This is a genomic window from Streptomyces pseudovenezuelae (assembly GCF_029892565.1).
In the GTDB taxonomy this organism is placed as follows: Bacteria; Actinomycetota; Actinomycetes; order Streptomycetales; family Streptomycetaceae; genus Streptomyces; species Streptomyces pseudovenezuelae_A.
The window spans coordinates 247,350-268,916 of the sequence record NZ_JARXVH010000003.1 but is presented as its reverse complement, the minus strand read 5'-3'; the positions used below and the strand labels follow the sequence as shown (position 1 = coordinate 268,916).

General features: G+C 69.9%; 21 protein-coding genes. 12 read left to right on the top strand and 9 right to left on the bottom strand.

The window, feature by feature from the left end; translation table 11 throughout:
* Positions 1-16: 16 nt before the first annotated feature.
* Together M2283_RS10200 and M2283_RS10195 are read left to right on the top strand one after the other, a co-directional pair.
* A complete protein-coding gene (locus M2283_RS10200; protein ID WP_280875809.1) occupies positions 17-1,375 on the top strand; it encodes a sensor histidine kinase in 1,359 nt (452 codons plus the stop codon).
* Positions 1,372-2,037, top strand: coding sequence for a response regulator transcription factor (locus tag M2283_RS10195; RefSeq protein ID WP_280875808.1), 666 nt, complete (start codon positions 1,372-1,374; stop codon positions 2,035-2,037). The genes M2283_RS10200 and M2283_RS10195 overlap by 4 nt, the downstream gene beginning before the upstream one ends.
* 5 nt (positions 2,038-2,042) lie before the next feature.
* Here the strand turns inward: M2283_RS10195 and M2283_RS10190 are convergent, their stop codons facing one another.
* Positions 2,043-2,477, bottom strand: coding sequence for an ATP-binding protein (locus M2283_RS10190; protein ID WP_280875807.1), 435 nt, complete (start codon positions 2,475-2,477; stop codon positions 2,043-2,045).
* A gap of 218 nt (positions 2,478-2,695) precedes the next feature.
* Between M2283_RS10190 and M2283_RS10185 the strand changes: the two genes are divergently transcribed.
* Both M2283_RS10185 and M2283_RS10180 read left to right on the top strand, forming a co-directional pair.
* Positions 2,696-3,547 (top strand): helix-turn-helix domain-containing protein, encoded by an 852-nt coding sequence (locus tag M2283_RS10185; RefSeq protein WP_280875806.1) that lies wholly within the window; start codon positions 2,696-2,698, stop codon positions 3,545-3,547.
* Positions 3,547-3,732, top strand: coding sequence for a DUF397 domain-containing protein (locus M2283_RS10180; protein ID WP_280875805.1), 186 nt, complete (start codon positions 3,547-3,549; stop codon positions 3,730-3,732). The genes M2283_RS10185 and M2283_RS10180 overlap by 1 nt, the downstream gene beginning before the upstream one ends.
* On the opposite strand, the gene M2283_RS10175 is transcribed toward M2283_RS10180, so the two are convergent.
* Together M2283_RS10175 and M2283_RS10170 are read right to left on the bottom strand one after the other, a co-directional pair.
* The gene (locus tag M2283_RS10175; protein WP_280875804.1) at positions 3,717-4,121 is read right to left on the bottom strand and encodes a nuclear transport factor 2 family protein; all 405 of its coding nucleotides are present in this window, start codon (positions 4,119-4,121) and stop codon (positions 3,717-3,719) included. The two genes, M2283_RS10180 and M2283_RS10175, sit on opposite strands and share 16 nt — an antisense overlap.
* Positions 4,122-4,154: 33 nt before the next feature.
* On the bottom strand, positions 4,155-5,453 hold the full coding sequence (locus M2283_RS10170) for a hypothetical protein (RefSeq protein WP_280875803.1): 1,299 nt from the start codon (positions 5,451-5,453) through the stop codon (positions 4,155-4,157).
* Between the two features lie 201 nt (positions 5,454-5,654).
* Here M2283_RS10170 and M2283_RS10165 point away from each other — a divergent pair, with 201 nt between their 5' ends.
* Positions 5,655-6,860, top strand: a complete 1,206-nt coding sequence (locus M2283_RS10165; RefSeq protein WP_280875802.1) for a cytochrome P450 — start codon at positions 5,655-5,657, stop codon at positions 6,858-6,860.
* Between the two features lie 22 nt (positions 6,861-6,882).
* Here the strand turns inward: M2283_RS10165 and M2283_RS10160 are convergent, their stop codons facing one another.
* Entirely contained in the window at positions 6,883-8,451 is a 1,569-nt protein-coding gene (locus M2283_RS10160; protein WP_280875801.1) for an ABC transporter permease, read from the bottom strand.
* Positions 8,448-9,386, bottom strand: a complete 939-nt coding sequence (locus M2283_RS10155; protein ID WP_280875800.1) for an ABC transporter ATP-binding protein — start codon at positions 9,384-9,386, stop codon at positions 8,448-8,450. The genes M2283_RS10160 and M2283_RS10155 overlap by 4 nt, the downstream gene beginning before the upstream one ends.
* 74 nt (positions 9,387-9,460) lie before the next feature.
* On the opposite strand from M2283_RS10155, the gene M2283_RS10150 reads away from it, so the two are divergent.
* Entirely contained in the window at positions 9,461-9,973 is a 513-nt protein-coding gene (locus M2283_RS10150; RefSeq protein ID WP_280875799.1) for a GbsR/MarR family transcriptional regulator, read from the top strand.
* A gap of 33 nt (positions 9,974-10,006) precedes the next feature.
* Here the strand turns inward: M2283_RS10150 and M2283_RS10145 are convergent, their stop codons facing one another.
* Together M2283_RS10145 and M2283_RS10140 are read right to left on the bottom strand one after the other, a co-directional pair.
* Positions 10,007-11,596, bottom strand: coding sequence for an LPXTG cell wall anchor domain-containing protein (locus tag M2283_RS10145; protein ID WP_280875798.1), 1,590 nt, complete (start codon positions 11,594-11,596; stop codon positions 10,007-10,009).
* Positions 11,597-11,743: 147 nt separating this feature from the next.
* Positions 11,744-13,252: an APC family permease gene (locus M2283_RS10140; protein WP_280875797.1), complete on the bottom strand. Its 1,509-nt coding sequence runs from the start codon at positions 13,250-13,252 to the stop codon at positions 11,744-11,746.
* Positions 13,253-13,402: 150 nt separating this feature from the next.
* Between M2283_RS10140 and M2283_RS10135 the strand changes: the two genes are divergently transcribed.
* Both M2283_RS10135 and eutC read left to right on the top strand, forming a co-directional pair.
* Positions 13,403-14,794 carry an ethanolamine ammonia-lyase subunit EutB gene (locus M2283_RS10135; protein WP_280875796.1) on the top strand — a complete coding sequence of 464 codons (1,392 nt, stop codon included), beginning with the start codon at positions 13,403-13,405 and terminating at the stop codon, positions 14,792-14,794.
* Complete coding sequence (eutC, locus tag M2283_RS10130) at positions 14,791-15,552, top strand: ethanolamine ammonia-lyase subunit EutC (protein WP_280875795.1); 762 nt, start codon at positions 14,791-14,793, stop codon at positions 15,550-15,552. Before M2283_RS10135 ends, eutC begins: the two co-directional genes overlap by 4 nt.
* A 137-nt stretch (positions 15,553-15,689) precedes the next feature.
* Here the strand turns inward: eutC and M2283_RS10125 are convergent, their stop codons facing one another.
* Entirely contained in the window at positions 15,690-16,559 is an 870-nt protein-coding gene (locus tag M2283_RS10125) for a diacylglycerol kinase family protein (RefSeq protein WP_280875794.1), read from the bottom strand.
* 196 nt (positions 16,560-16,755) lie between these two features.
* Between M2283_RS10125 and M2283_RS10120 the strand changes: the two genes are divergently transcribed.
* The 4 genes from M2283_RS10120 (at position 16,756) to M2283_RS10105 (ending at position 21,159) form a co-directional block, all read left to right on the top strand.
* Positions 16,756-18,039 carry an adenylosuccinate synthase gene (locus tag M2283_RS10120; RefSeq protein ID WP_280875793.1) on the top strand — a complete coding sequence of 428 codons (1,284 nt, stop codon included), beginning with the start codon at positions 16,756-16,758 and terminating at the stop codon, positions 18,037-18,039.
* A 135-nt stretch (positions 18,040-18,174) separates the two neighbouring features.
* Positions 18,175-19,530, top strand: coding sequence for an aspartate aminotransferase family protein (locus tag M2283_RS10115; RefSeq protein ID WP_280875792.1), 1,356 nt, complete (start codon positions 18,175-18,177; stop codon positions 19,528-19,530).
* A gap of 139 nt (positions 19,531-19,669) precedes the next feature.
* On the top strand, positions 19,670-20,365 hold the full coding sequence (locus M2283_RS10110) for a GntR family transcriptional regulator (protein WP_280875791.1): 696 nt from the start codon (positions 19,670-19,672) through the stop codon (positions 20,363-20,365).
* Positions 20,366-20,508: 143 nt separating this feature from the next.
* Positions 20,509-21,159 carry a hypothetical protein gene (locus tag M2283_RS10105; protein WP_280875790.1) on the top strand — a complete coding sequence of 217 codons (651 nt, stop codon included), beginning with the start codon at positions 20,509-20,511 and terminating at the stop codon, positions 21,157-21,159.
* Positions 21,160-21,179: 20 nt separating this feature from the next.
* Here M2283_RS10105 and M2283_RS10100 read toward each other — a convergent pair whose 3' ends face one another.
* On the bottom strand, positions 21,180-21,470 hold the full coding sequence (locus tag M2283_RS10100; protein WP_280875789.1) for a hypothetical protein: 291 nt from the start codon (positions 21,468-21,470) through the stop codon (positions 21,180-21,182).
* Positions 21,471-21,567: the final 97 nt, after the last annotated feature.

Genomic DNA, 21,567 nt, shown 5'->3' with positions numbered 1-21,567 from the left:
GCTTACGTTTGTTCCCGTGACCGAGACGACCCAGACGCAGACGAAGATGCCGGGCGGGGCGGCGGCGCGCAGCCCCGAGTTCCGGCTGGCCGCGGACGCCCTGCGGGGGCTGCGGCAGGACCTGTTCCACGACGCCTTCATCTTCCGCCCGCTGCCCCGCTCCGCCGCCTACGGCCCGGTGACCCGGCGCCTGAGGGGCCGGGCGCGGGAGTACGCGGCCTGGAGCCCGCACGCCCTGATCATCGCGGCCGGCCTGCTCGCGATGTTCATCGCGACGAACGACGAGGCCCGCCCCGCGGGCAGCAACGTGGTCCTCGGCCTGCTCACCCTGGTGCCGGTGCTGCTGACCATGGTGCGGCCGGTCGGCGCGTTCTGGCTGTCCATGGCCGCGACCCCGGTCGCCACCGCCCTGGCGACCGAGTTCAACGACGACTGGCCGTGGCGGGGCGGCAGCTTCGCCTGCCACCTGTTCGTGCTCACGATCGTGGCGATACGCACCCGTCCGCGCACGGCCGCCTGGATGTGGGCGCTCACAGCCGTCTACGGCATCGGCGCCGGCACCTTGGCAGGCGGCCATGCCTTCGGCTCGAACACCGCGCAGATGCTGTTCCTCTCCGCCGTGGTCCTGCTCGGTGTCGCCGTCTGGCAGATCCGCCGCGAGGCCTGGCAGGAGGTGACCGCGCAGCAGACGGTGACCGCGCACGAGCGCTCCCGGCGCACGCTGCTGGAGGAGCGCACGACGATCGCCCGCGAGCTGCACGACGTGGTCGCGCATCACATGTCGGTGGTCGCCATCCAGGCCGAGGCCGCGCCCTACCGGGTGGAGAACCCGCCGCCGGAACTGGAGCGCGCGTTCATCACGATCAGGGAGAACGCGGTGGCGGCTCTGACCGAACTCCGCCGGGTCCTGGGCGTCGTACGCGCCGAGGACTACGAGGCCCCGGACGCCCCGCAGCCCACCCTCGCCGACCTGGACGGCCTGCTCGCCAACGTGCGCGACGCCGGGCTGTCCGTCGAGAAGGTCGTCACCGGAGCCGTGCGCGAACTCCCGCAGGGCGTCGAGCTGTCGGCGTACCGCATCGTCCAGGAGGCGCTGAGCAACAGCCTCCGACACGCGCCGGGCGCGAGCGCGCGGGTGGAGATCGGATACGTCCTCGGCGGGCTCGGCGTGCGGATCGTCAACGCGGCGCCGCCCGCGCCCTCCCTGGTCAAGCCCTCGCCCGGCGCCGGCCACGGCATCACCGGCATGCGTGAGCGCGTCTCCATGCTGAACGGCGAGATGACGGCGGGCGCGACGGCCGACGGGGGCTACGAGGTGGCGGTGTTCCTGCCGGTGCCGGTCGCCGCGCTGGGCGAGGGCGAGGGGGAGGCATGACCATCCGCGTCCTGATCGCGGACGACCAGATGATGGTGCGCGAGGGCTTCTCGGTCCTGTTGAACGCCATGCCCGACATCGAGGTCGTCGGGGAGGCGGTGAACGGCCGCGAGGCGGTGCAGCGGGTGCGTGAACTCGCCCCGGACGTCGTCCTGATGGACATCCGCATGCCCGAACTGAACGGCATCGAGGCGACGAAGGAGATCGTGGCGGCGGACGCGACCGCGAAGGTCCTCGTCCTGACCACCTTCGACCTCGACGAGTACGTCTACCAGGCGCTGCGCGCGGGTGCCTCCGGCTTCCTCCTCAAGGACGCCTCGGCCCACCAACTCGCCGAGGGCGTAAGGGTGGTGGCCTCCGGCGAGGCCCTCCTCGCCCCCTCGGTCACCCGCCGCCTGATCACCGAGTTCTCCAAACTCTCCGACACCCCGCGCCTGATGCCGTCCGCTCACGCGGCCTACGGCGACCTCACCGACCGCGAGACGGAGGTCCTGGTCCTCATCGCCCAGGGCCTGTCCAACTCCGAGATCGCCGGGCGCCTGGTGGTGGCCGAGTCGACGATCAAGACCCATGTCAGCCGGGTGCTGGTGAAGCTGGGGCTGCGGGACCGGACGCAGGCGGCGGTGTTCGCTTATGAGGCGCGGTTGGTTACGCCGGGGTAGGGACCTCAGGCCGTCGCCAGTTCGCACCACACGTACTTGCCGCGGTTGCCGAACCTGGACAGGGGCTGCCAGCCCCAGAGGTCGGCGCAGGTGCGGACCAGGAGGAGGCCTCGGCCGTTCTCCATCTCGGCGAGGTCCGCGGGCTCTGCCAACTGGCGTGGGGGCGGAGGCGGTTCGGGATCCGCGTCCCATGCGCCGACCTGAAGGACACCGGGCGCCCAGCGCACCCGTAGCGCGGCGGGGCCCTTGGTATGGCGTACGGCATTGGAGACCAACTCGGCTGCGAGCAGCTCCGCTGTGTCGACCAAGGCGATCAGGCCGTGCAGGGTGAGGACCAGACGGACGGTACGGCGGCAGACGGTGACGGCGCGGGTGTCGTTGGGGATGTAGAGGGAGTACTCCCAGGGGTCGGATCCGGGTTCGGTTTCGGACTCGGGCATGGCTGACTCCTGTGGGGGAGGGGGGAGTTGAGAGGGGTGGCCGGTGGCATTGCCGCGCTCGTCATGGCATGACGGTGCGGTGCGCTTCCGGTGCCCCGGGGTTTCGCAGAGTGTGCGTCGCGTCACCGACGGTAGAGCAATAATTATTCCTGTCGCAACTGGTTGGCGTAACCTGACGCCCGAACGAGGCATCGCGGCAGGGTTGTTGAGGAGGGCGAATGGCGCCGAGGAGTCACGCCACGGCTCGGCAGGTGCGGCTGGGCACCGAGCTGCGTCGACTGCGTGAGGCGGCCGGGCTGAAGGCTCGCGAGTTGGCCGAGTTGCTGAGTTCGACCTCTGCCCAGATAAGCCAGGTGGAGCTGGGCTTCGCCGGCGTCAGCGAGGAACGGGTACGGCGTCTCGCGGCTCACTGCGCCTGCACGGACGAGGCGTTGATCGACATCCTCGTGGCGATGGCGACCGACCGTACGCGAGGGTGGTGGGAGGAGTACCGGGGAGTGTTGCCGCCGGTGTTCCTGGACACCGCCGAGGCCGAGCACCATGCGACGTTCCTGCGTGAGGTCGTGATCACGCTCGTTCCCGGGCTGCTACAGACCGCCGACTACGCCCGCGCGGTCTACGCGTACATGCGCCCCGAACTTCCCGAGAGCGAGGTGGAGATCCGTGTGGAGCACCGGCTGAACCGGCGCGTTGTCATCGAAGGTGACAACCCCACCCCGTACGAGACGGTCATCCACGAGTTCGCCCTGCGTGTCCTGGTGGCGGATCGCGGCGTTGCGCTTGCTCAACTCCGCCGCATCCTGGAGCAGGTCGAGGAGGGGCATGCCGTCGTGCGTGTCATCCCCGTCGACCAGGTGGGTTTCGCCGGTGCCGGAGCATCGATGATGTACCTCGGCGGTCCGGTGCCCCGGCTGGACACCGGGTTGCGTGACTCGCCCACCGGCGTCGGTTTCGACCATGCGGAAGCGCAGTTGGAAAAGCTCCGCACCCTGTTCCTTAAGGTGAAGAGCGCGTCGCTGGAACCGGTGGCGTCGCGGGACTTCATTCACCGACTGGCGAAGGAACTCTGATGAACTGGCAGAAGTCGACGTACTCCAGCGGCGGCGACGGTGACACCTGCGTCGAGATAGCCACCCTCCCCGCGCGCACAGCCGTCCGCGACAGCAAGGCCCCGAACCGAGCCACCCTCTCCTTCCCGACCGCCTCCTTCACCGCGCTCGTCGACCATCTCAAGGCCGGTCACTCGTCGAAGTAGGCCTTCGCGACCGCGTACGTGTCCTCGTACAGGTGGTAGCGGGTGATCCGGCCGTCCTGGACCGTGGTGTGGAGGGCGAACGCGGTGTCGATGTCCCGGCCCGTCTTCTTGATCTCGGAGACCATGCGGCCGATGAGGACCACGTCGTCGCCGTCGGTGATGACCTGGCGGAGGTCGAACTCCTTGGCCTGCACGTGGGTCCGGAGCAGGTCGAAGAACGTTCGCATGTCGTCGGCCGAGTCGACCTCAGGGACCCACGGAATGCCCGGCGGGTGCGGGATCGAGAAGGACACGGAGTCGGCGAACAGGGCCGCCGCCTCCGTGCTCTTGCCCTCGGCGAGCAGTGGGAACAGGCGTTGTACGGTCTGGGCCGGTGATTCCGTCGTCATGGAGCAGACGCTACCGTCGGCCCGGCCGTTCCGTCAGAAACCGTTCAACGGCACCGAGAACAGCACCCGTTCCGGAATCGGGTCATCGATCCAGTGCGAGTTGGCGTCCGCCGCCCACTCGGTCTGGGACCACATCTGCTGGGTGCTCCACCACAGGGACGCACCCTCGGCATGCTGGGCCCAGCAGGCCTTTTCCGAGTCGGTGCCGCTGCAACCCCGCCACGTCGTCGTGCTGTTCCTCAGTTGCCACAGGATGCCGTGCTGGCCCCGGCCGCCGCGCGCGTCGTCGGCGTAGAAGACGTTGTCGTGCGCGAGTACCGACTGCAACCCCACCGCCTTGGTCTTGAAGGCCTCCGACACGGTCGCCTTGCCGCCGGAGGTGACCAGCGGCATCTCACCGCCGGGCGCGGCGAGCTTGTAGCGGAAGATCCGGGCGGGCGTGCTGCCGCCGGACGAGAACCACTCGTTGGCCACGATGGTGAACGGGCTGGTGCTGCGATCCAGCGTGATCGAGGCGACGCACGGCAGGTTGTCGGAGGAACTCGAGTCGCAGTCCGCGTCCAGGCTGTAGGAGCCGATCGCGGGCATTATGTACTGGTAGCCGTGCGCCGAGTAGCCGCCGCTGACCTTGCCGATCTCGTGGGCGTTCACCGAAGCCTGGAGGATGTGCGCCATCGAGAAGACGTACAGCGCGTTGTGGCTGCCGTCGGTGTTGTACGCCGTGACGAGGAGCTTGTCGCCGAACCAGACGGCCCCGCCCACGTGCGAGCCGAACTTGGCGAAGTTGTCCCCGCCCTCGGTCGGGATCACCGGCAGCACCCAGCGGTACTTGAACGCGCTGGAGTTGTTCGCGTCGATGAACGCGAACCGCGCCAGGTGCCCGTCCTCTTCCGGCCAGGAGTAGTCGGTGCTGTCGTTGTGCGCCCACGCCGAGATGATCACCTTGTTGGTGCCCCACAGGCCGTCGTCGTCGGCGTCGCCGGACGAGGTCAGGCCCTGGGGCAGGAACTCCCTGGTGGTGTCGTCGCCGGTGTCCCAGCAGTAGGCGTTCGACGCGGCAGGCTGGACGGGCAGCGCGCCGGTCTCCGTGGCCCGGCACGACGACCTGTTCCGCATCGGGTGGTTGGCACTCTTGAGGACCTCGTCCACACCAACGCTGTCAAGGTGAGTGCCGAGCTTGCTGATCGTCGTATCCAGCACCTGGTGCTGGGTCAACGTCAGCTTCGCCAGGTCGCTCGCCGAGGTGATGGTGGTGATCGGCCCGGGATCGTCCCCCGGAGCGGCCTGCGCCGGCGTGCCCGCGGCCAGCATGGCCAAGAGGGCAACTGCCACCGTGCCGACACTTGTTCGCCACTTTCTCAACGGATCCCCCGCATGTCTCTCTGATCAAACGAAGGGCTCATGGTGCCATGTACATGGCGTATTTCGGGTAGTCCGGACACAAAGGTTGGGGCAAGAGGGAGTCAGGCGACGCCACCCCGCACACCTCGACCCCCCTGGTCAGGATGGGTGCCGTCGATCTAATGTCCGCGTATGGCAGCCTTCGATCCCTGGGCCCCGGCGTTCCTCGCCGACCCCTACCCCGCCTACGCCGAACTGCGTTCCCGGGGCCGCGTGCACTACTACGAGCCCACGGACCAGTGGCTGGTGCCCCGGCACGCGGACGTCTCGGCGCTGCTGCGCGACCGGCGCCTCGGGCGGACGTACCAACACCGTTTCACCCACGAGGACTTCGGCCGCACGGCACCCCCGGCGGCGCATGAGCCCTTCCACACCCTCAACGATCACGGCATGCTCGACCTGGAGCCCCCGGACCACACCCGGATCCGGCGCCTGGTGTCGAAGGCGTTCACCCCGCGCACGGTCGAGCAACTCAAGCCGTACGTGAGCCAGTTGGCCGGTGAACTGGTCGATGGGCTCGTGCAACGCGGCGGCGGTGATCTGCTCACCGATGTCGCCGAACCCCTCCCCGTCGCCGTGATCGCCGAGATGCTCGGCATCCCGGAGTCGGACCGCGCGCCCCTGCGCCCCTGGTCGGCCGACATCTGCGGGATGTACGAGCTGAGCCCGTCCGAGGAGACCGCGGCGAAGGCGGTCCGCGCGTCGGTCGAGTTCTCGGACTACCTGCTGGAACTGATCGCCGCCCGCCGCAAGGAACCCGGCGACGACCTCGTCTCCGGCCTCATCGCGGCCCACGACGAGGGCGACCGGCTCACCGAGCAGGAGATGATCTCCACCTGCGTGCTCCTGCTGAACGCGGGGCACGAGGCGACGGTGAACGCCACGGTGAATGGTTGGTGGGCGTTGTTCCGGCACCCGGAGCAGTTGGCCGCTCTCCGCGCCGACCACTCCCTGATCCCGTCCGCCGTCGAGGAGTTGATGCGCTACGACACCCCGCTCCAGCTCTTCGAGCGGTGGGTGCTCGACGACATCGAGATCGACGGCACGACGGTGCCCCGGGGCGCGGAGATCGCGATGCTCTTCGGTTCGGCGAACCACGACCCGGACGTCTTCACGGACCCGGACCGCCTCGACCTGACCCGCAAGGACAACCCGCACATCTCCTTCTCCGCCGGCATCCACTACTGCATCGGCGCACCCCTGGCCCGCATCGAACTGGCGGCTTCGATGGGGGCGTTGCTGGAGAGGGCCCCGACGCTGAGCCTGGCGGCGGAGCCGGTCCGTAAGCCGAACTTCGTGATCCGGGGGTTGGAGGGGCTCAGCGTCGAGGTTCGGTGATCACCCGCTCTCGCGCCCTGCGTCAGGTCGTCATGTCCCGCCGCCGCAACCCCGCCAGCCCTCCGCCCACCAGCACCACGGCAACACCCAGCAGCACCAGCACCGGCCCCCACTCCATCTCCCCACCCGGCAACTTCGGCAGATGCCCGAAGGGGGAGACGTCCAGGACTGCCTGCGGGATGTCCAGTGCCGGGCCCACCCAGCCGATCAGCAGGACCGCTCCGGCGACTCCCCACGCCGCCGGGGCGAGGCGCGGGGTCAGGCCATAGAGCAGGACCGTCAGGCCGCCGATCACCCACACACCCGCCACCTGGACGACGCACGCGCCCAGGATCGGCCCCACCTCCTTGCCGTAGCCCGCCGCGAAGCCCAGGCCCGCCAGCAGCATGATCAGTACGGAGCCGGCGAAGGCCACCGTCAAGTGGCCGGAGGCCCACCGCACGCGGCCCACCGCGTTCGCCAGGAGGGGTTCCGCGCGGCCGGAGGTCTCCTCGCCGTGCAGGCGCAGGACGGAGGCGACGACGTAGAGGGCGGCGACCAGGCCCAGCATGCCGGTCATCGAGGCGAGGAACGCGTCCGTGATGCCGCTCTGGCCACCCATCCGCTCGAAGATCTCGCGGGCCTGCTTGTTGTCGCCGACCAGGTCGGCCGCGCCGTCGGTGAGGCCGCCGTAGATCACCCCGGCCAGGAAGAAGCCGATCGACCAGCCGAGGACGCTGCCGCGTTGCAGGCGCCAGGCCAGGGCGGCCGCCGTGCCGAGAGAGCCGGTCGGCGGGCCCGGGCGGGTGGGCAGGAAGCTCATGCCCACGTCCCTGCGGCCCGCCAACACGTAGGCCACCGTGCCCTGTAGCGCGACCGCCGTCGCGAACAGGCCCAGTACCCACCAGCGTTCGGCCGCAAAGGGGCGCAGGTTCTCCAGCCAGCCGAGTGGGGAGAGCCAGGTGAGGACCGACGAGCCGTCCGTCGACGCCGCGTCGCCCGCCGCGCGCAGTACGAAGGCCCCGCCCAGGACCCCCGCCGTCAGTCCCCGGGTCAGGCGCGCGCTCTCCGTCAGCTGCGCGACGATCGCGGCCATCGTGGCGAAGAGCATGCCCACCGCCGCCAGGCCAAGACCGAAGGCCACCGCACCGGTGGCGCCCTGACCGGCCAGGCCCGCCGCAACCAGCAGTCCCAGTACGGCACTTGCGACCGCCGCCGCCAGCAGTGCCGCCGTCAGCGAGGCCCTGCGCCCCACCGCGCCGGAGGCGATCAGCTCCTGCCGGCCGCTCTCCTCCTCGTCACGGGTGTGGCGTACGACGACCAGGAGGGCGGTGACGGCGCCGAGCGCACCCGCGTAGACGCCGACGCGCCAGGCCGTGAGGGCGCCGAGGGAGTCGTCGAAGACGGGCCCGATCAGCGCGCGGAAGGAGGAGTTGGTGGCGACCTGGTGGACGAGGTCGGTGCGCTCGGCCTCGGTGCCGTACGTGCTCTTCAGGGTGTTGGGGATGGAGAGCACCATGAGGGTGTTCACCGCCACCCACACCGGGATCATCACCCGGTCCCGGCGCAGGGAGAAGCGGAGAAGGACCCCGGTGCCGGTGAACGTCGTCATCGGGCCGCCACCTCACCGGTATCGGCGTCGGCGTCGGCATCCTGGTAGTGCCGCAGGAACAGCTCCTCCAGCGTCGGCGGCGTCGAGGTCAGCGAGCGGACGCCCGATGTGGTCAACGACCGCAGGACGGCGTCCAGTTCGTTGTTGTCGACCTGGAGCCGGACCCGCTTGCCCTGGCTGTTCTGAATTCGCTGGATGGCCAGGTCGTGCACGCCGGGCAGGGACGCCAACCCGTTGGGCTCGCCCGCCAGTTCGGCCGTCACGCTGGTGCGGGTGAGGTGGCGCAGGTCGGCCAGCGAGCCCGTCTCGACCGTGCGGCCGCTGCGGATGATGCTCACCCGGTCGCACAACTCCTCGACCTCGCTGAGGATGTGGGACGAGAGGAGGATCGTGCGGCCTCGGTCCCGCTCCTCCTCCACGCAGCGCTGGAAGACCTCCTCCATCAACGGGTCCAGGCCCGACGTCGGCTCGTCCAGGATCAGCAGGTCCACGTCCGACGCGAACGCGGCGACCAGGGCGACCTTCTGCCGGTTGCCCTTGGAGTAGGTGCGGCCCTTCTTGGTGGGGTCCAGCTCGAAGCGGTCGATCAGTTCGGCGCGGCGCCCGGTGTCGAGTCCGCCGCGCAGACGGCCGTAGAGGTCGATGACCTCGCCGCCGGAGAGGTTGCGCCACAGGGTCACGTCGCCGGGGACGTACGCGATACGGCGGTGGATCTCCACGGCGTCCGCCCACGGGTCGCGGCCGAGGACCTGCGCGGCGCCGGAGTCGGCGTGCAGCAGGCCGAGCAGGACCCGGATGGTGGTGGACTTGCCGGCGCCGTTGGGGCCGAGGAAGCCGTGCACCTCGCCGGTGTCGACGTCCAGGTCGAGGCCGGTGAGGGCGTGCGTCCTGCCGAACGACTTGTGCAGTCCGGAGACGGTGATTGCCTTCGTCATGGTTCAGAACGTACGCTTCTTTCAGAAATTTGTGAAGTTAAGGAAGCGTATGAAGCCCGGATAGGGTGGTGGGTATGACGGATCAGGCAGGGAGGGACCGGGAGGCGGTCTCGAAGTTCGTGGAGGGCTTCGCGGCACAGCTCGTCGAGGCCGGGATGCAGCGGATGCCGGCCCGGGTCTTCGCCGCGCTCCTGGCCTCCGACGACGGCGTGCTGACCTCGGCCGAGCTGGGCGAGCAGCTGCGGATCAGCCCGGCGGCGGTCTCCGGGGCGGTGCGCTACCTGTCCCAGACGCACATGGTCTCGCGCGAGCGGGAACCCGGCTCACGGCGCGAGCGCTACCGCGTGCACAGCGACCAGTGGTACGAGGCGCTGACCAACCGCGAGGCGATTCTCAAGCGGTGGGCGTACGCGCTGCGCGAGGGCGTCGAGAACCTCGGCGCCGACACGCCCGCGGGCCGCCGGCTCGCCGAGACCCAGGCCTTCTTCGAGTTCATCGACGGTGAGATCTCGCTGATGATGGACCGTTGGCGCGTCCACCGCGATCAGGTCTTCGGCGAGGGACGACGCCCCGCCGAAGACCCCTGATCTGCTGACGAGTTGCTGCTTGGAAGTTCCTGCCTACGGCTTCATGCTCGTCGAGTTCCTGCGCCTGGCGAGGACGACCAGCCCGCCGCCGAGCAACAGCGCGCCCGCGCCCCAGGCGGCGGCCACGCGCACGGCGTCGCTGCTGCCGGTGGAGGCGAGGGGGCCGGTGCCGGTGTCGTCGGCGGAGGAGACGGTCTGCGTGCTGGGATTGTTGCCGCCGGTCCCGGTCCCGGACACGGGGGACGCCGAGGCGCTCGGCGACGGGGTGCCGCCGCCCTTGACCTCGACCGTGACCGCCGCGGTGTCGTTGCCGTGATTGTGGTCGAACGCCATGATGCTGCCGTATGCCGTGGTCGCCTTGGCCTCACCGGTGGTGGTCTTGGCGTGCGCGCGGATCCGCAGACCGAACTCGAAGCTGCGGCTGTCCCCGACGGTGAACTCGCTCGGACTCGACTGGCAGATGTACTTCGGTGCGCCCGGCGTCTGTTCGCCGGAGGGGCCGTCGATGTTCCACACGCTGCAGTGCTCGGGGATCTCCACGGCCTTGGCGCCGGTGGGGACGGTGAACATGAGCGCCGGCTGGTCGTCGCTGGCGTTGTAACCGACCCAGCCCGGGCCCTCGTTGGTGAGGGAGACGGTCACGTGCACCAGGTCGCCATGCTCGCCCTTGGCGGTGTCGCCGCCCGCGACCATGTCGGCGGTGCTGTCGGCGTCGATGTGCTGCCGGTCGATCTCGGTGCCGTCGGTGGCGGCGGCTCCGTCGGCGACGAGGGAGAGCACGGGACCGTTCCCCGACCGCGCGGTGGAGCCGGGCCCGGACAGGGGCAGGGCCTCGTGGCTGAAGTACTCGAACAGGGCCTGCTCGGTCACGTCCAGCCCGACCGGCTGGTCAAGGCGGTACTTCTTGCCGGGCTCGACGACCGTGTCGAACGTGCACACCGCCTGCTCGGTCAGGCCGTAGGGGTCCGGACTCTCCTTGGAGTACACGCAGTTGGAGAAGTGCTCCGCGTACGCGAGCCCGATGGTGGTGCGCATCCGCAGCTGGACCCCGTCGGAGGGCAGGGTGCCGACGTTGCTGATCGTGATCGGGGTGTCGATCGTGGATCCGGGCTTGTCGCCCTTGCGGGTGGGCAGCTGATTGACCGTCAGGTCGTTGGTGCCCACGGTCACCTTCGCGGTGACGGGCACCACGGTGCCGTTGGTGGACGTACCGCTGAGGGTGACCGTGCCGGTGGTGCCGAGCGGGGTGCCGGGCTTGGCGCTCAGGCCGATGAGCGAGCCGTCCCCCGGGCCTTCGGAGACGTCACGGGTGGGCCAGGTGTAGATGTGGTCGGCGGGCACGGTCGCGTCCGGGGTGACCCAGTCGATGACGTTGCTCAGGTCCGCACGGATGGTGACGTCCTTCGCGGTGCCCGGACCGTCGTTGTCCAGGCCCCAGTTCACCTGCGGCGGGTCGTACGTGTTCGGCGGCAGAGGCAGTCCCAGGTTGTCGTCCTGGAGATGGATGCGTACGACCGGGCCGTCGGCCTCGGCGGCCTGGGCGGACGTGGCGGGCAGCCATGCGGCGACCGCGGCCGCGAAGACTGCCAGCACGGCCCCTAGTCGGTACCGGCGGTTGGTCATTGGTGGCTCCCCTCGGCGGAGCGACGATCGCTCCCGCCACGCCACTTGAGACACCCGAGGCACACCAATGGTTGTCCGGGAGTTCACCCGCCCGCCGAACCGCACCGGTCACCGGCCCCCACGCCCACCGGTGACCGGCCCCAACGCCTACCGTTCCTTCGTCTCCTCCAGCACCGTCCGCCCCAGCAGCGCGTACCGCTCGGGCGCCCGCCGCTTCAGGTACTGCGCGTAGCCGATGCCCGTCGCCGCGACCAGCGCCACCAGCCACGGCGTCGCCTTCAGCACCAGCGAACCGGACTCCGCGCCCGCCGCGACCCCCATGTTGGAGACCAGCAGCACGACCACCGCGAGCATCGCGATGCCGCCGACGAGCGGGGCGGTGAAGGTCCTGAACCAGTGCCGGCTCTCGGGGTGGTTCTTGCGGAAGTAGGCCAGGACGGCGAACGAGCACACGGCCTGCACCACCAGGATCGCCATCGTGCCGAGGATGGCCAGCAGGACGTAGAGCGCGTTGTACGGGTCCTTGCCCGCGACCCAGAACGCCCCGATCAGTACGGCGGAGACGATCGTCTGCACCAGGCCCGCGATGTGCGGGGAGCCGTGCCGGGCGTGGGTGCGGCCGACGGTGTTCTTCAGGGCGGGGATCACACCCTCGCGGCCGAGCGCGTACATGTAGCGGCTGGCGCAGTTGTGGAAGGCCATGCCGCAGGCGAGCGAGCCGGTGATCATCAGCCACTGCATGACGTCGACCGCCCAGTGGCCGACGTAGCGCTCGGTGGGGTTGAAGAACAGGGCGAGGGGGTTGTCGGTGGCGACCTTCACGGCGTTCGACTCGCCCGTGCCGGAGATGGCCATCCAGGAGACGAGGACGTAGAAGACGCCGACGCCCAGGACGGAGATCATCGTCGCCTTGGGGATGATCTTCTTCGGGTTGCGGGACTCCTCGCCGTACATGGCGGTCGACTCGAAGCCGACCCACGACCAGAAGGCGAAGAAGAGGCCGAGGCCCGCGCTGGTGCCCTTGAACGCGTTGACCGGGTTGACCGGGTCGAAGCTGAAGCCGTTCGGGCCGCCGCCGTGCAGGGCGACCGAGATCGCCATCGCCGCCAGGACCGTCACCTCGGTCGCGAGGAGCACGATCAGCAGCTTCTCGGCGACCGAGACACCGAACCACGTGCCCGTCGCGTTCACGGCCAGCATCACGATCGCGAAGACCCACCAGGGGATGTCAAGTCCCGTCTGGTCATTGAGGGTTCCGGTGGCGAAGGTCGAGAAGATGCCGATGAGGGCCGGCTCGAACACGACGTACGCGAAGGTCGCCAGGAGGCCTGAGGCGAGTCCGACGGTGCGGCCGAGGCCGTAGGAGATGAAGCCGTAGAACGCGCCCGTCGACGTGATGTGCTTCGCCATCGAGGTGAAGCCGACGGAAAAGATTGCCAGGACGACCATTGCGACGAGGTAGCTCGCCGGGGCGCCTATGCCGTTGCCGGACGAGACCATGAAGGGCACGTTGCCCGTCATCGCGGTGATCGGCGCGGCGGTCGCGACGGCCATGAAGACCACGCCCAGCAGGCCGATCGCGTTCGGCTTGAGCCGGTGAACGGCCTCTTCCTCGCCCGTTTTCGCCGCCGGGGCGACTCCCTCGTCCACTGCCATCGGGGTGGCCCCTCTCCTGCTCGTCCGCTGGTGTACCGGAGCGGAACTCTGTCGCCCGAATGAGTCGCCCAAGGGTGTCGGGACGTTAAATGCTTGTCAACCAGACCTTTAGAAATCTGGCCGCAACACGCGGCTCGTACGGTCACCGGCATGAGCGCCTACACCTCCACCCTCGGCGGCGAGCGCCACCGTTTCGACTCGCTCGCCCGCCTCCTCGCCGCCGCGAGCCCCGAGCGCTCCGGCGACCGGCTCGCCGGACTCGCCGCCGGCAGCGCCCGCGAACGGGTCGCCGCCCGCTGGGCGCTGGCCGAGGTGCCGCTCGCGGCCTTCCTGACCGAGCCGTTGATCCCGTACGAGACCGACGACGTCACCCGGCTCATCCTCGACACCCACGACACGGCCGCCTTCGCGCCGGTGGCCGGGCTGACGGTCGGGGAGTTCCGGGAGTGGCTGCTGTCGGAGGCGGCGGACGCGGCGACGCTGGCCGCCGTCTCGCCCGGGCTGACGCCGGAGATGGTCGCGGCGGTGTCGAAGCTGATGGGCAACGCGGACCTGGTCGCGGTCGCGCGCAAGGTGCGGGTGGTGACGGCCTTCCGCTCGACGATCGGTCTGCCGGGGCGGCTCGCCACCCGCCTCCAGCCCAACCACCCCACCGACGACCCGGCGGGCGTGGCCGCGGCCCTGCTCGACGGCCTGCTGCTGGGCTCGGGCGACGCGGTGATCGGCATCAACCCGGCGACGGACAGCCCCAAGGCGGTACGGGACCTGCTGCAACTCCTGGACGGAGTGATCCAGCGCTACGCGATCCCCACCCAGTCCTGCGTCCTGTGCCATGTCACGACGAGCGTGGACCTCATGGAACGCGGCGCCCCCGTCGACCTCGTCTTCCAGTCCATCGCCGGTACGCAGGCGGCGAACGCGTCCTTCGGCGTGACGCTGGGCCTGCTCGACGAGGCGTACGAGGCGGCGCGGGCGCTGGGCCGGGGCACGGTCGGCGACAACGTCATGTACTTCGAGACGGGCCAGGGCAGCGCGCTGTCCGCCGACGCGCACCACGGAGTGGACCAACAGACGGTGGAGGCAAGGGCGTACGCGGTCGCTCGTCGCTATGACCCGCTCCTGGTGAACACGGTGGTGGGCTTCATAGGCCCGGAGTACCTGTACGACGGCCGCCAGATCCTCCGCGCCGCCCTGGAGGACCACTTCTGCGGCAAGCTGCTGGGCCTGCCGATGGGCCTGGACATCTGCTACACCAACCACGCGGACGCCGATGACGACGACATCGCCACGATGCTCACCATGCTGGGCGTGGCCGGCGCGTCCTTCGTGATCTGCACGCCGGGCGGCGACGACATCATGCTGAACTACCAATCGGCCTCGTACCACGACGCGTTGTACCTGCGCGAGGTGCTGGGGCTGCGCCCGGCACCGGAGTTCGAGGCGTGGCTGGGGTCGATCGGGCTGCTGGACGAGCGGGGCGCGATCGCTGCCGCGCCGGGGGCGCACCCACTGACCGCCATCGGACGGGAGCTGGCGGCATGACGGACAGTCAAGTGTCCTTGGGTACGGAGGACTTGGCACTGTGGTCGGCCCTGCGCCGGCACACCCAGGCCCGCATCGGCCTCGGCCGCGCGGGCTCCGCCCTCCCCACCCGGCACCGCCTGGAGTTGCAGACCGCACACGCCGCCGCCCGGGACGCGGTGCACTCGCCGTTCGACCCGGACCTGGTCGCCGCGGGGCTGACCGGGATGCCGACGGTGCGGGTGCGCAGTGCGGCCGGTGACCGGCTGACGTATCTCCAACGCCCCGACCTGGGACGCCGGTTGCACCCCACCGACCGCGCCCATCTGCCCACCGGCGACTGGGACGTGGTGTTCGTGATCGCGGACGGCCTCTCCAGCCGGGCGGTGCACGAGCACGCGGCGGCGATGGTCCGGGAGACGGTGGCGCGGCTGGGGTCGTGGCGGATCGCGCCCGTGGTGTTGGCCGAACAGTCCCGCGTGGCCCTCGGCGACGACATCGCGTCCACGATGCGCGCCACCACGGCGGTCGTCCTGATCGGCGAACGCCCCGGCATGTCCGCGGCGGACTCCCTGGGCGCGTACCTGACGTACCGCCCGACCCCCGGAGTGACGACGGACGCCGACCGGAACTGCCTGAGCAACATCAGGCCGCCGCTGGGGCTGACGTACGAGGTGGCGGCGGGGAAGTTGGCGGGGTTGATGGGAAGGGCACGGGAGTTGGGGGCGACGGGGGTAGGGCTGAAGGACGATGCGGACGTGCCGCTCCTTGAGCACTAGGGTCCGCCAATTCAGCCCCTCCGGCGTTTGAGGAGCGGGGGCCCGGGGGGCAGCCCCCCGGAGACGGGGGTCGAAGGGGGCAGCGCCCCCTGGGGATGGGACGGGTAGGGGCGGCGGGGGCGAGATAACCCCCCGACTCACGCCGGCAACGTAAGCCCCCAAGCCCCCTCCCGAACCACCCACGTCCGAGTCCGCACCGGCCCCCACACCCCCGCATCCGCCCGGTACCGGAAATCCGCCCCCGACACCGTCACCGTCCGCCCCCGCGCCACCAGCGAAGACGCCTCCGCGCCCACCGACACCGGCCGGACCTCCACCTCCGCGAGACCCGAAGCGCACGGGGTCACCGAGATGCCCTCCACCGGCTGGTCGAGGTCCACCAGCGTCACCCCGTCGACCTCGATTCGCAGCCGCGCCGGGCGGGGCCGGGGGAGGACAGCGAGGGGGTCGCGGACCGGGCGGGCCGGTACCAGGGTTCGTACCAGGGACTGGCAGGTGCGCAGCCAGGAGGCGTGCCCGTGGCCGTCGGACGTCGACGGCAGCGGTTCCTCCAGCGGAGCCTCCCGCAGGGAGACCGGCGGGATGCGCAGGGCGCCGAGCACCACCCCGTCGCTGTCGTCCACCAGCAGATCCATCCGCCGTGCGACCCCGTCGAGCACCGCCCGCGCCGCGGCCACCGCCCCGGTGGGCACCCCCAGGGCTCCGGCGAGGGACAGCGCACTGCCCACCGGCACCACCGACAGCACACATCCGGCCAGCTCCCGCTGCCGGTGCAGCAGGGCCACCGTGCGGATCAGCGCCCGGTCGTCGCCGATCACCACCGGCCGCCGCGCTCCCCGGCGCGCCAGTGCCCGGGCGAATTCCTCCGGTCCGTCGGGCAGGCACACCTTCGTGGTGGCACCCGCGCTGAGCACGTCTTTCGCGATGCGTACCGACTCCCCGTCCGTCTGCCGGGCGACCGGATCGATCACCACCAGCAGCTGTTCGGAAGTCGCGGAAGTCGCCACCTCGGTCCTGCCTCGCTTCCTCGGGTAGCATCTTTGTGCAAGAGCCCCTTGCGCTATTGCGCCAGGGGCTTGGTCTATTCCGGGGCATCCGGGTCCGACAGTTCGCGGTCGAAGACGACCGCGGCGCACACGGCGGTGAACCGTACGCGTGCGCCCCTGACCTTGGACATGCCCCGCCCGGAAGGGGTGTACGCGCGTGCCCGCACTTGTGCTGCTCGGTGCTCAGTGGGGTGACGAAGGCAAGGGGAAGGCGACGGACCTGCTCGGCGGATCCGTCGACTACGTGGTCCGCTACCAAGGCGGCAACAACGCCGGCCACACGGTAGTCGTGGGCGATCAGAAGTACGCCCTCCACCTTCTCCCTTCCGGAATCCTGTCGCCCGGATGTACTCCTGTCATCGGCAACGGAGTCGTCGTCGACCCGTCGGTCCTGTTCTCCGAGCTGAACGGACTGAACGACCGCGGCGTCGACACCTCCAAGCTCCTCATCAGCGGAAACGCGCACATCATCACGCCGTACAACGTGACGGTGGACAAGGTGACGGAACGCTTCCTCGGCAAGCGGAAGATCGGTACCACCGGCCGCGGCATCGGCCCGACCTACGCCGACAAGATCAACCGCGTCGGCATCCGGGTCCAGGACCTCTACGACGAGTCGATCCTCACCCAGAAGGTGGAGGCGGCCCTCGACGGCAAGAACCAGCTCCTCACCAAGGTCTTCAACCGCCGCGCCATCGAGGTCGGCCAGGTCGTCGAGGAACTGCTGGGCTACGCGGACCGGCTGAAGCCCTACGTCGCCGACACGGTCCTGGTGCTCAACCAGGCCCTGGAGGAGGACAAGGTCGTCCTGTTCGAGGGCGGCCAGGGCACGCTCCTCGACATCGACCACGGCACGTACCCCTTCGTCACCTCCTCGAACCCGACCGCGGGCGGCGCCTGCACCGGCGCCGGCGTGGGCCCGACGAAGATCAGCCGGGTCATCGGCATCCTCAAGGCGTACACCACCCGCGTCGGCTCGGGCCCGTTCCCGACGGAGCTGTTCGACGAGGACGGCGAGGCGCTGCGCCGCATCGGCGGCGAGCGGGGCGTCACCACCGGCCGCGACCGGCGCTGCGGCTGGTTCGACGCGGTGATCGCACGCTACGCGACCCGGGTCAACGGCCTCACGGACTTCTTCCTGACCAAGCTCGACGTCCTCACCGGCTGGGAGCAGATCCCGGTCTGCGTCGCCTACGAGATCGACGGCAAGCGCGTCGAGGAACTCCCGTACTCCCAGACCGACTTCCACCACGCGAAGCCGATCTACGAGAACCTGCCCGGCTGGAGCGAGGACATCACGAAGGCCAAGACCTTCGCCGACCTCCCCAAGAACGCGCAGGCGTACGTGAAGGCGCTGGAGGAGATGTCCGGGGCGCCGATCTCGGCGATCGGGGTCGGCCCGGGCCGCACCGAGACGATCGAGGTCAACTCGTTCCTGTAGGCGGCACTCGCTGTCGGCGGCACTCCTGTGAGCGGTATCGCGCCCGCCTCTTCGACAACCTGTCGAAGCGGCGGGCGTGACCGCAGACAGGACGCCGATGTCGCTTCCGTATCGCGGACATTTACGCTCACCGGCATGACCCCTCAGCCAAATCCCGAGGTCGGCGCCGCCGTGAAGGCCGCGGACCGCGCGCATGTGTTCCACTCCTGGTCCGCGCAGGAGCTCATCGACCCGCTCGCCGTCGCCGGCGCGGAGGGGTCGTACTTCTGGGACTACGACGGCCGGCGGTATCTGGACCTCACCAGCGGGCTCGTCTACACCAACATCGGCTACCAGCACCCGAAGGTCGTCGCCGCGATCCAGGAACAGGCCGCGACCCTGTCCACCTTCGCGCCCGCCTTCGCGATCGAGGCCCGGTCGGAGGCGGCCCGGCTGATCGCCGAGCGGACGCCGGGGGACCTGGACAAGATCTTCTTCACCAACGGTGGCGCGGACGCGATCGAGCACGCGGTGCGGATGGCGCGGCTGCACACTGAGCGCCCGAAGGTGCTGTCGGCGTACCGCTCGTACCACGGTGGTACCCAGCAGGCGATCAACCTCACCGGTGATCCCCGGCGCTGGGCCTCCGACGGGGCCGCCGCCGGTGTCGTGCACTTCTGGGCGCCCTTCCTGTACCGCTCCCGCTTCTACGCGGAGACCGAGGAGCAGGAGTGCGCGCGGGCCCTTGAGCACCTGGAGACGACGATCGCCTTCGAGGGGCCGGCCACCGTCGCCGCGATCGTCCTGGAGACCATTCCGGGGACCGCCGGGATCATGGTGCCGCCGCCCGGCTATCTCGCCGGGGTCAGGGAGATCTGCGACAAGTACGGGATCGTCCTCGTCCTGGACGAGGTGATGGCCGGGTTCGGGCGCACCGGTGAGTGGTTCGCGGCCGACCTGTTCGACGTCACCCCCGACCTGCTGACCTTCGCCAAGGGCGTGAACAGCGGTTATGTGCCACTGGGCGGGGTCGCCATCTCCGGCGCGATCGCCGAGACCTTCGCTAAGCGGCCCTACCCCGGCGGTCTGACGTACTCCGGGCACCCGCTGGCCTGCGCCGCCGCCGTCGCGACGATCAACGTCATGGCGGAGGAGGGCGTCGTCGAGAACGCCAGGACCTTGGGTACGTCCGTCGTCGAGCCCGCCCTGCGCGAGCTGGCCGAGCGGCACCCGAGCGTCGGCGAGGTGCGGGGCGTCGGCATGTTCTGGGCGCTGGAGCTGGTCAAGGACCGCCGGACGCGCGAGCCGCTGGTGCCGTACAACGCGGCCGGTGAGGCGAACGCGCCGATGACCGCCTTCGGGGCCGCCGCCAAGCAGCACGGCATCTGGCCGTTCATCAACATGAACCGCACCCATGTCGTGCCGCCGTGCAACGTGACCGAGGCCGAGCTGAAGGAAGGCTTCGCGGCGCTGGACGCGGCGCTCGGGGTGGCGGACGAGTACACGAAGTAGTCGCGGCCCACGCATCGGCGGCGACACCGATCGTCCGCTGTTACGCGGGTCAACACGGAGAATCCGAACGCGTAGGGTGGCTTGCTCGTAGAGATGTGTACGAGCACGCCATCCGACGCGACGAGGAGACGTCCGACACATGCCCGGCAGCAGCGGCGCCGTCACCCGCAGCACCCTGCGACAGCAGATCGCCGACGCCCTTCGCGACGAGGTGCTGGCGGGGCGATTGCAGCCGGGACAGGAGTTCACGGTCAAGGAGATCGCCGAGCAGTACGGCGTCTCCGCGACGCCCGTGCGCGAGGCGCTGGTCGACCTGTCCGCGCAGGGGCTCCTGGACGCGGACCAGCACCGCGGCTTCCACGTGCACGAGTACTCCTTCGCCGACTACCGGGGCATCGTCGAGGCCCGCAGCCTGGTCACCGACGGCATGTTCCACGCCCTGCACGCCGGCCACGAGCTGATGCGGCCGGGCGACGATCCGCGCAGGGCCGTCGCCCTCGCCGGGGTGCGCCGGCGCGGCGAGGAGGCGCAGCGGTCCGCGCTCGCCGGTGACGTCACCGTGCTGATCGGCTACGACCTGCGGTTCTGGCGCGAGCTGGGGTTCCTCTTCGGCAATCCGTACCTGACGGACTTCCTGCACCGGCTGCGGGTCCAGTCCTGGGTGTGCGTGGTGCAGCACCTGCGCCGGATGACCGAGTTGCGCGGCCGGCTGTGGTCCGACCACACCGACCTGGTCGACGCCCTGGCGCTGCTGGACATCTCCGCGGCCCACTCGATCGTCGCCGCGTACAACACGCACTCGCTCGCGCTCATCGAGCGCCTGGCCGACGACTGACCCGGCGCTCGTCCGGCGACCGACTCGGTGGGTCCGAGGAGGGGATCCGGCCAGTGGAGAGGGAAGAACAGTCAGGAGGGGACCGGGTGAGCCCGGCACCCATTACCCTTCCCTGACTGACCGATCCACGCTAGGAGCGACCTTTGGCCTGTGACCTGTGGCTGGTCCCACTCGTCGACGTGTTGTGCCACACCCCCGACAATCCGTTCGCCGAGGAACTCGCGCAGTTCAACAAGGCGCTGGCCGACGCCGGGCTCCCGCCGGTCCCGGTGTACCAGTACATGCCCGGCCTGTCCGGCGACGTCGCCCCGGTGGCCGGCTTCGACTACGACGCGCTGCACTTCCTGCGCCGCGTGTACCTGTTGCAGCTGTGCCAGCTCCCCGTGACACCGGTCGACGAACTGGGCGGCGACTACGAGCAGTTGCTGGAGATGTTCGAGACGACGGCCCAGCAGTCGCACCTGGTCTGGCACTACGACCACGCGGGTGCGTACGTCCCCGTGGACTTCCCCCATCCGCTCTCCAACGACGAACTCCTCGCCGGCGGCGGCCCGCTGGGCTCCGCACAGGCCCTGCTGCGCGAGCTGGAATTCGTCGCTCCGTCGATCGGCATCGATCCCGCCAACCCGCCGACGCCCCCCGAACCGCCGCGGGCGCCCACCGGGTTGGAGGAGCCTGCGGTAGCGCCTCCGTACGACCCCAGCCCCTTCGCCCGGGAGCGCCACGTCTGGCTCGGCCTGCACGCGGCGGCGACGCGGAGTCTGGCGCAGGGGTCGATGATCGTCTTCAGCTGACAACTGGCTACTGACAACGGCTAGCGCAGTTGGGAGAGCCCCTTCTGCAGGTCCTCGCCGTTCATCACGGGCGTCAACTCGATCTTGGCGTCCATGTCCAGGAAGAAGGGCTCACCGAGCACGGGCATCTGCGAGCTGTCCTGCATGTCGAAGAACAGATAGGCCGTACGGACACCGCCGTCGACGGTGAAGTAGGCCGCTTCGGGCTTGATGTTGTCCAGGGCTTCCTGCATCAGCTGGGGCATCTTGCCGGTTCGGATGACTTCGTTGGTCTTCTCGGTGTTGAGCGAGGCTTTCAACAACACGCGCATAGCACTCACCTTCTTCTGCCGGCGCTCGCACGCGTACGGTCCCAGCCTATGCCTGAAATGCCGGTCTTGTTCCGCCGATGCCCTGCCGGTACCCCGC

Excerpts from the sequence above, each read along its gene's own strand:
- M2283_RS10195 (WP_280875808.1), top strand. The coding sequence starts at position 1,372 with ATGACCATCCGCGTCCTGATCGCGGACGACCAGATGATGGTGCGCGAG.
- M2283_RS10190 (WP_280875807.1), bottom strand. The coding sequence starts at position 2,477 with ATGCCCGAGTCCGAAACCGAACCCGGATCCGACCCCTGGGAGTACTCC.
- M2283_RS10185 (WP_280875806.1), top strand. The coding sequence starts at position 2,696 with ATGGCGCCGAGGAGTCACGCCACGGCTCGGCAGGTGCGGCTGGGCACC.
- M2283_RS10180 (WP_280875805.1), top strand. The coding sequence starts at position 3,547 with ATGAACTGGCAGAAGTCGACGTACTCCAGCGGCGGCGACGGTGACACC.
- M2283_RS10175 (WP_280875804.1), bottom strand. The coding sequence starts at position 4,121 with ATGACGACGGAATCACCGGCCCAGACCGTACAACGCCTGTTCCCACTG.
- M2283_RS10165 (WP_280875802.1), top strand. The coding sequence starts at position 5,655 with ATGGCAGCCTTCGATCCCTGGGCCCCGGCGTTCCTCGCCGACCCCTAC.
- M2283_RS10160 (WP_280875801.1), bottom strand. The coding sequence starts at position 8,451 with ATGACGACGTTCACCGGCACCGGGGTCCTTCTCCGCTTCTCCCTGCGC.
- M2283_RS10155 (WP_280875800.1), bottom strand. The coding sequence starts at position 9,386 with ATGACGAAGGCAATCACCGTCTCCGGACTGCACAAGTCGTTCGGCAGG.
- M2283_RS10150 (WP_280875799.1), top strand. The coding sequence starts at position 9,461 with ATGACGGATCAGGCAGGGAGGGACCGGGAGGCGGTCTCGAAGTTCGTG.
- M2283_RS10145 (WP_280875798.1), bottom strand. The coding sequence starts at position 11,596 with ATGACCAACCGCCGGTACCGACTAGGGGCCGTGCTGGCAGTCTTCGCG.
- M2283_RS10140 (WP_280875797.1), bottom strand. The coding sequence starts at position 13,252 with ATGGCAGTGGACGAGGGAGTCGCCCCGGCGGCGAAAACGGGCGAGGAA.
- M2283_RS10135 (WP_280875796.1), top strand. The coding sequence starts at position 13,403 with ATGAGCGCCTACACCTCCACCCTCGGCGGCGAGCGCCACCGTTTCGAC.
- eutC (WP_280875795.1), top strand. The coding sequence starts at position 14,791 with ATGACGGACAGTCAAGTGTCCTTGGGTACGGAGGACTTGGCACTGTGG.
- M2283_RS10115 (WP_280875792.1), top strand. The coding sequence starts at position 18,175 with ATGACCCCTCAGCCAAATCCCGAGGTCGGCGCCGCCGTGAAGGCCGCG.
- M2283_RS10110 (WP_280875791.1), top strand. The coding sequence starts at position 19,670 with ATGCCCGGCAGCAGCGGCGCCGTCACCCGCAGCACCCTGCGACAGCAG.
- M2283_RS10100 (WP_280875789.1), bottom strand. The coding sequence starts at position 21,470 with ATGCGCGTGTTGTTGAAAGCCTCGCTCAACACCGAGAAGACCAACGAA.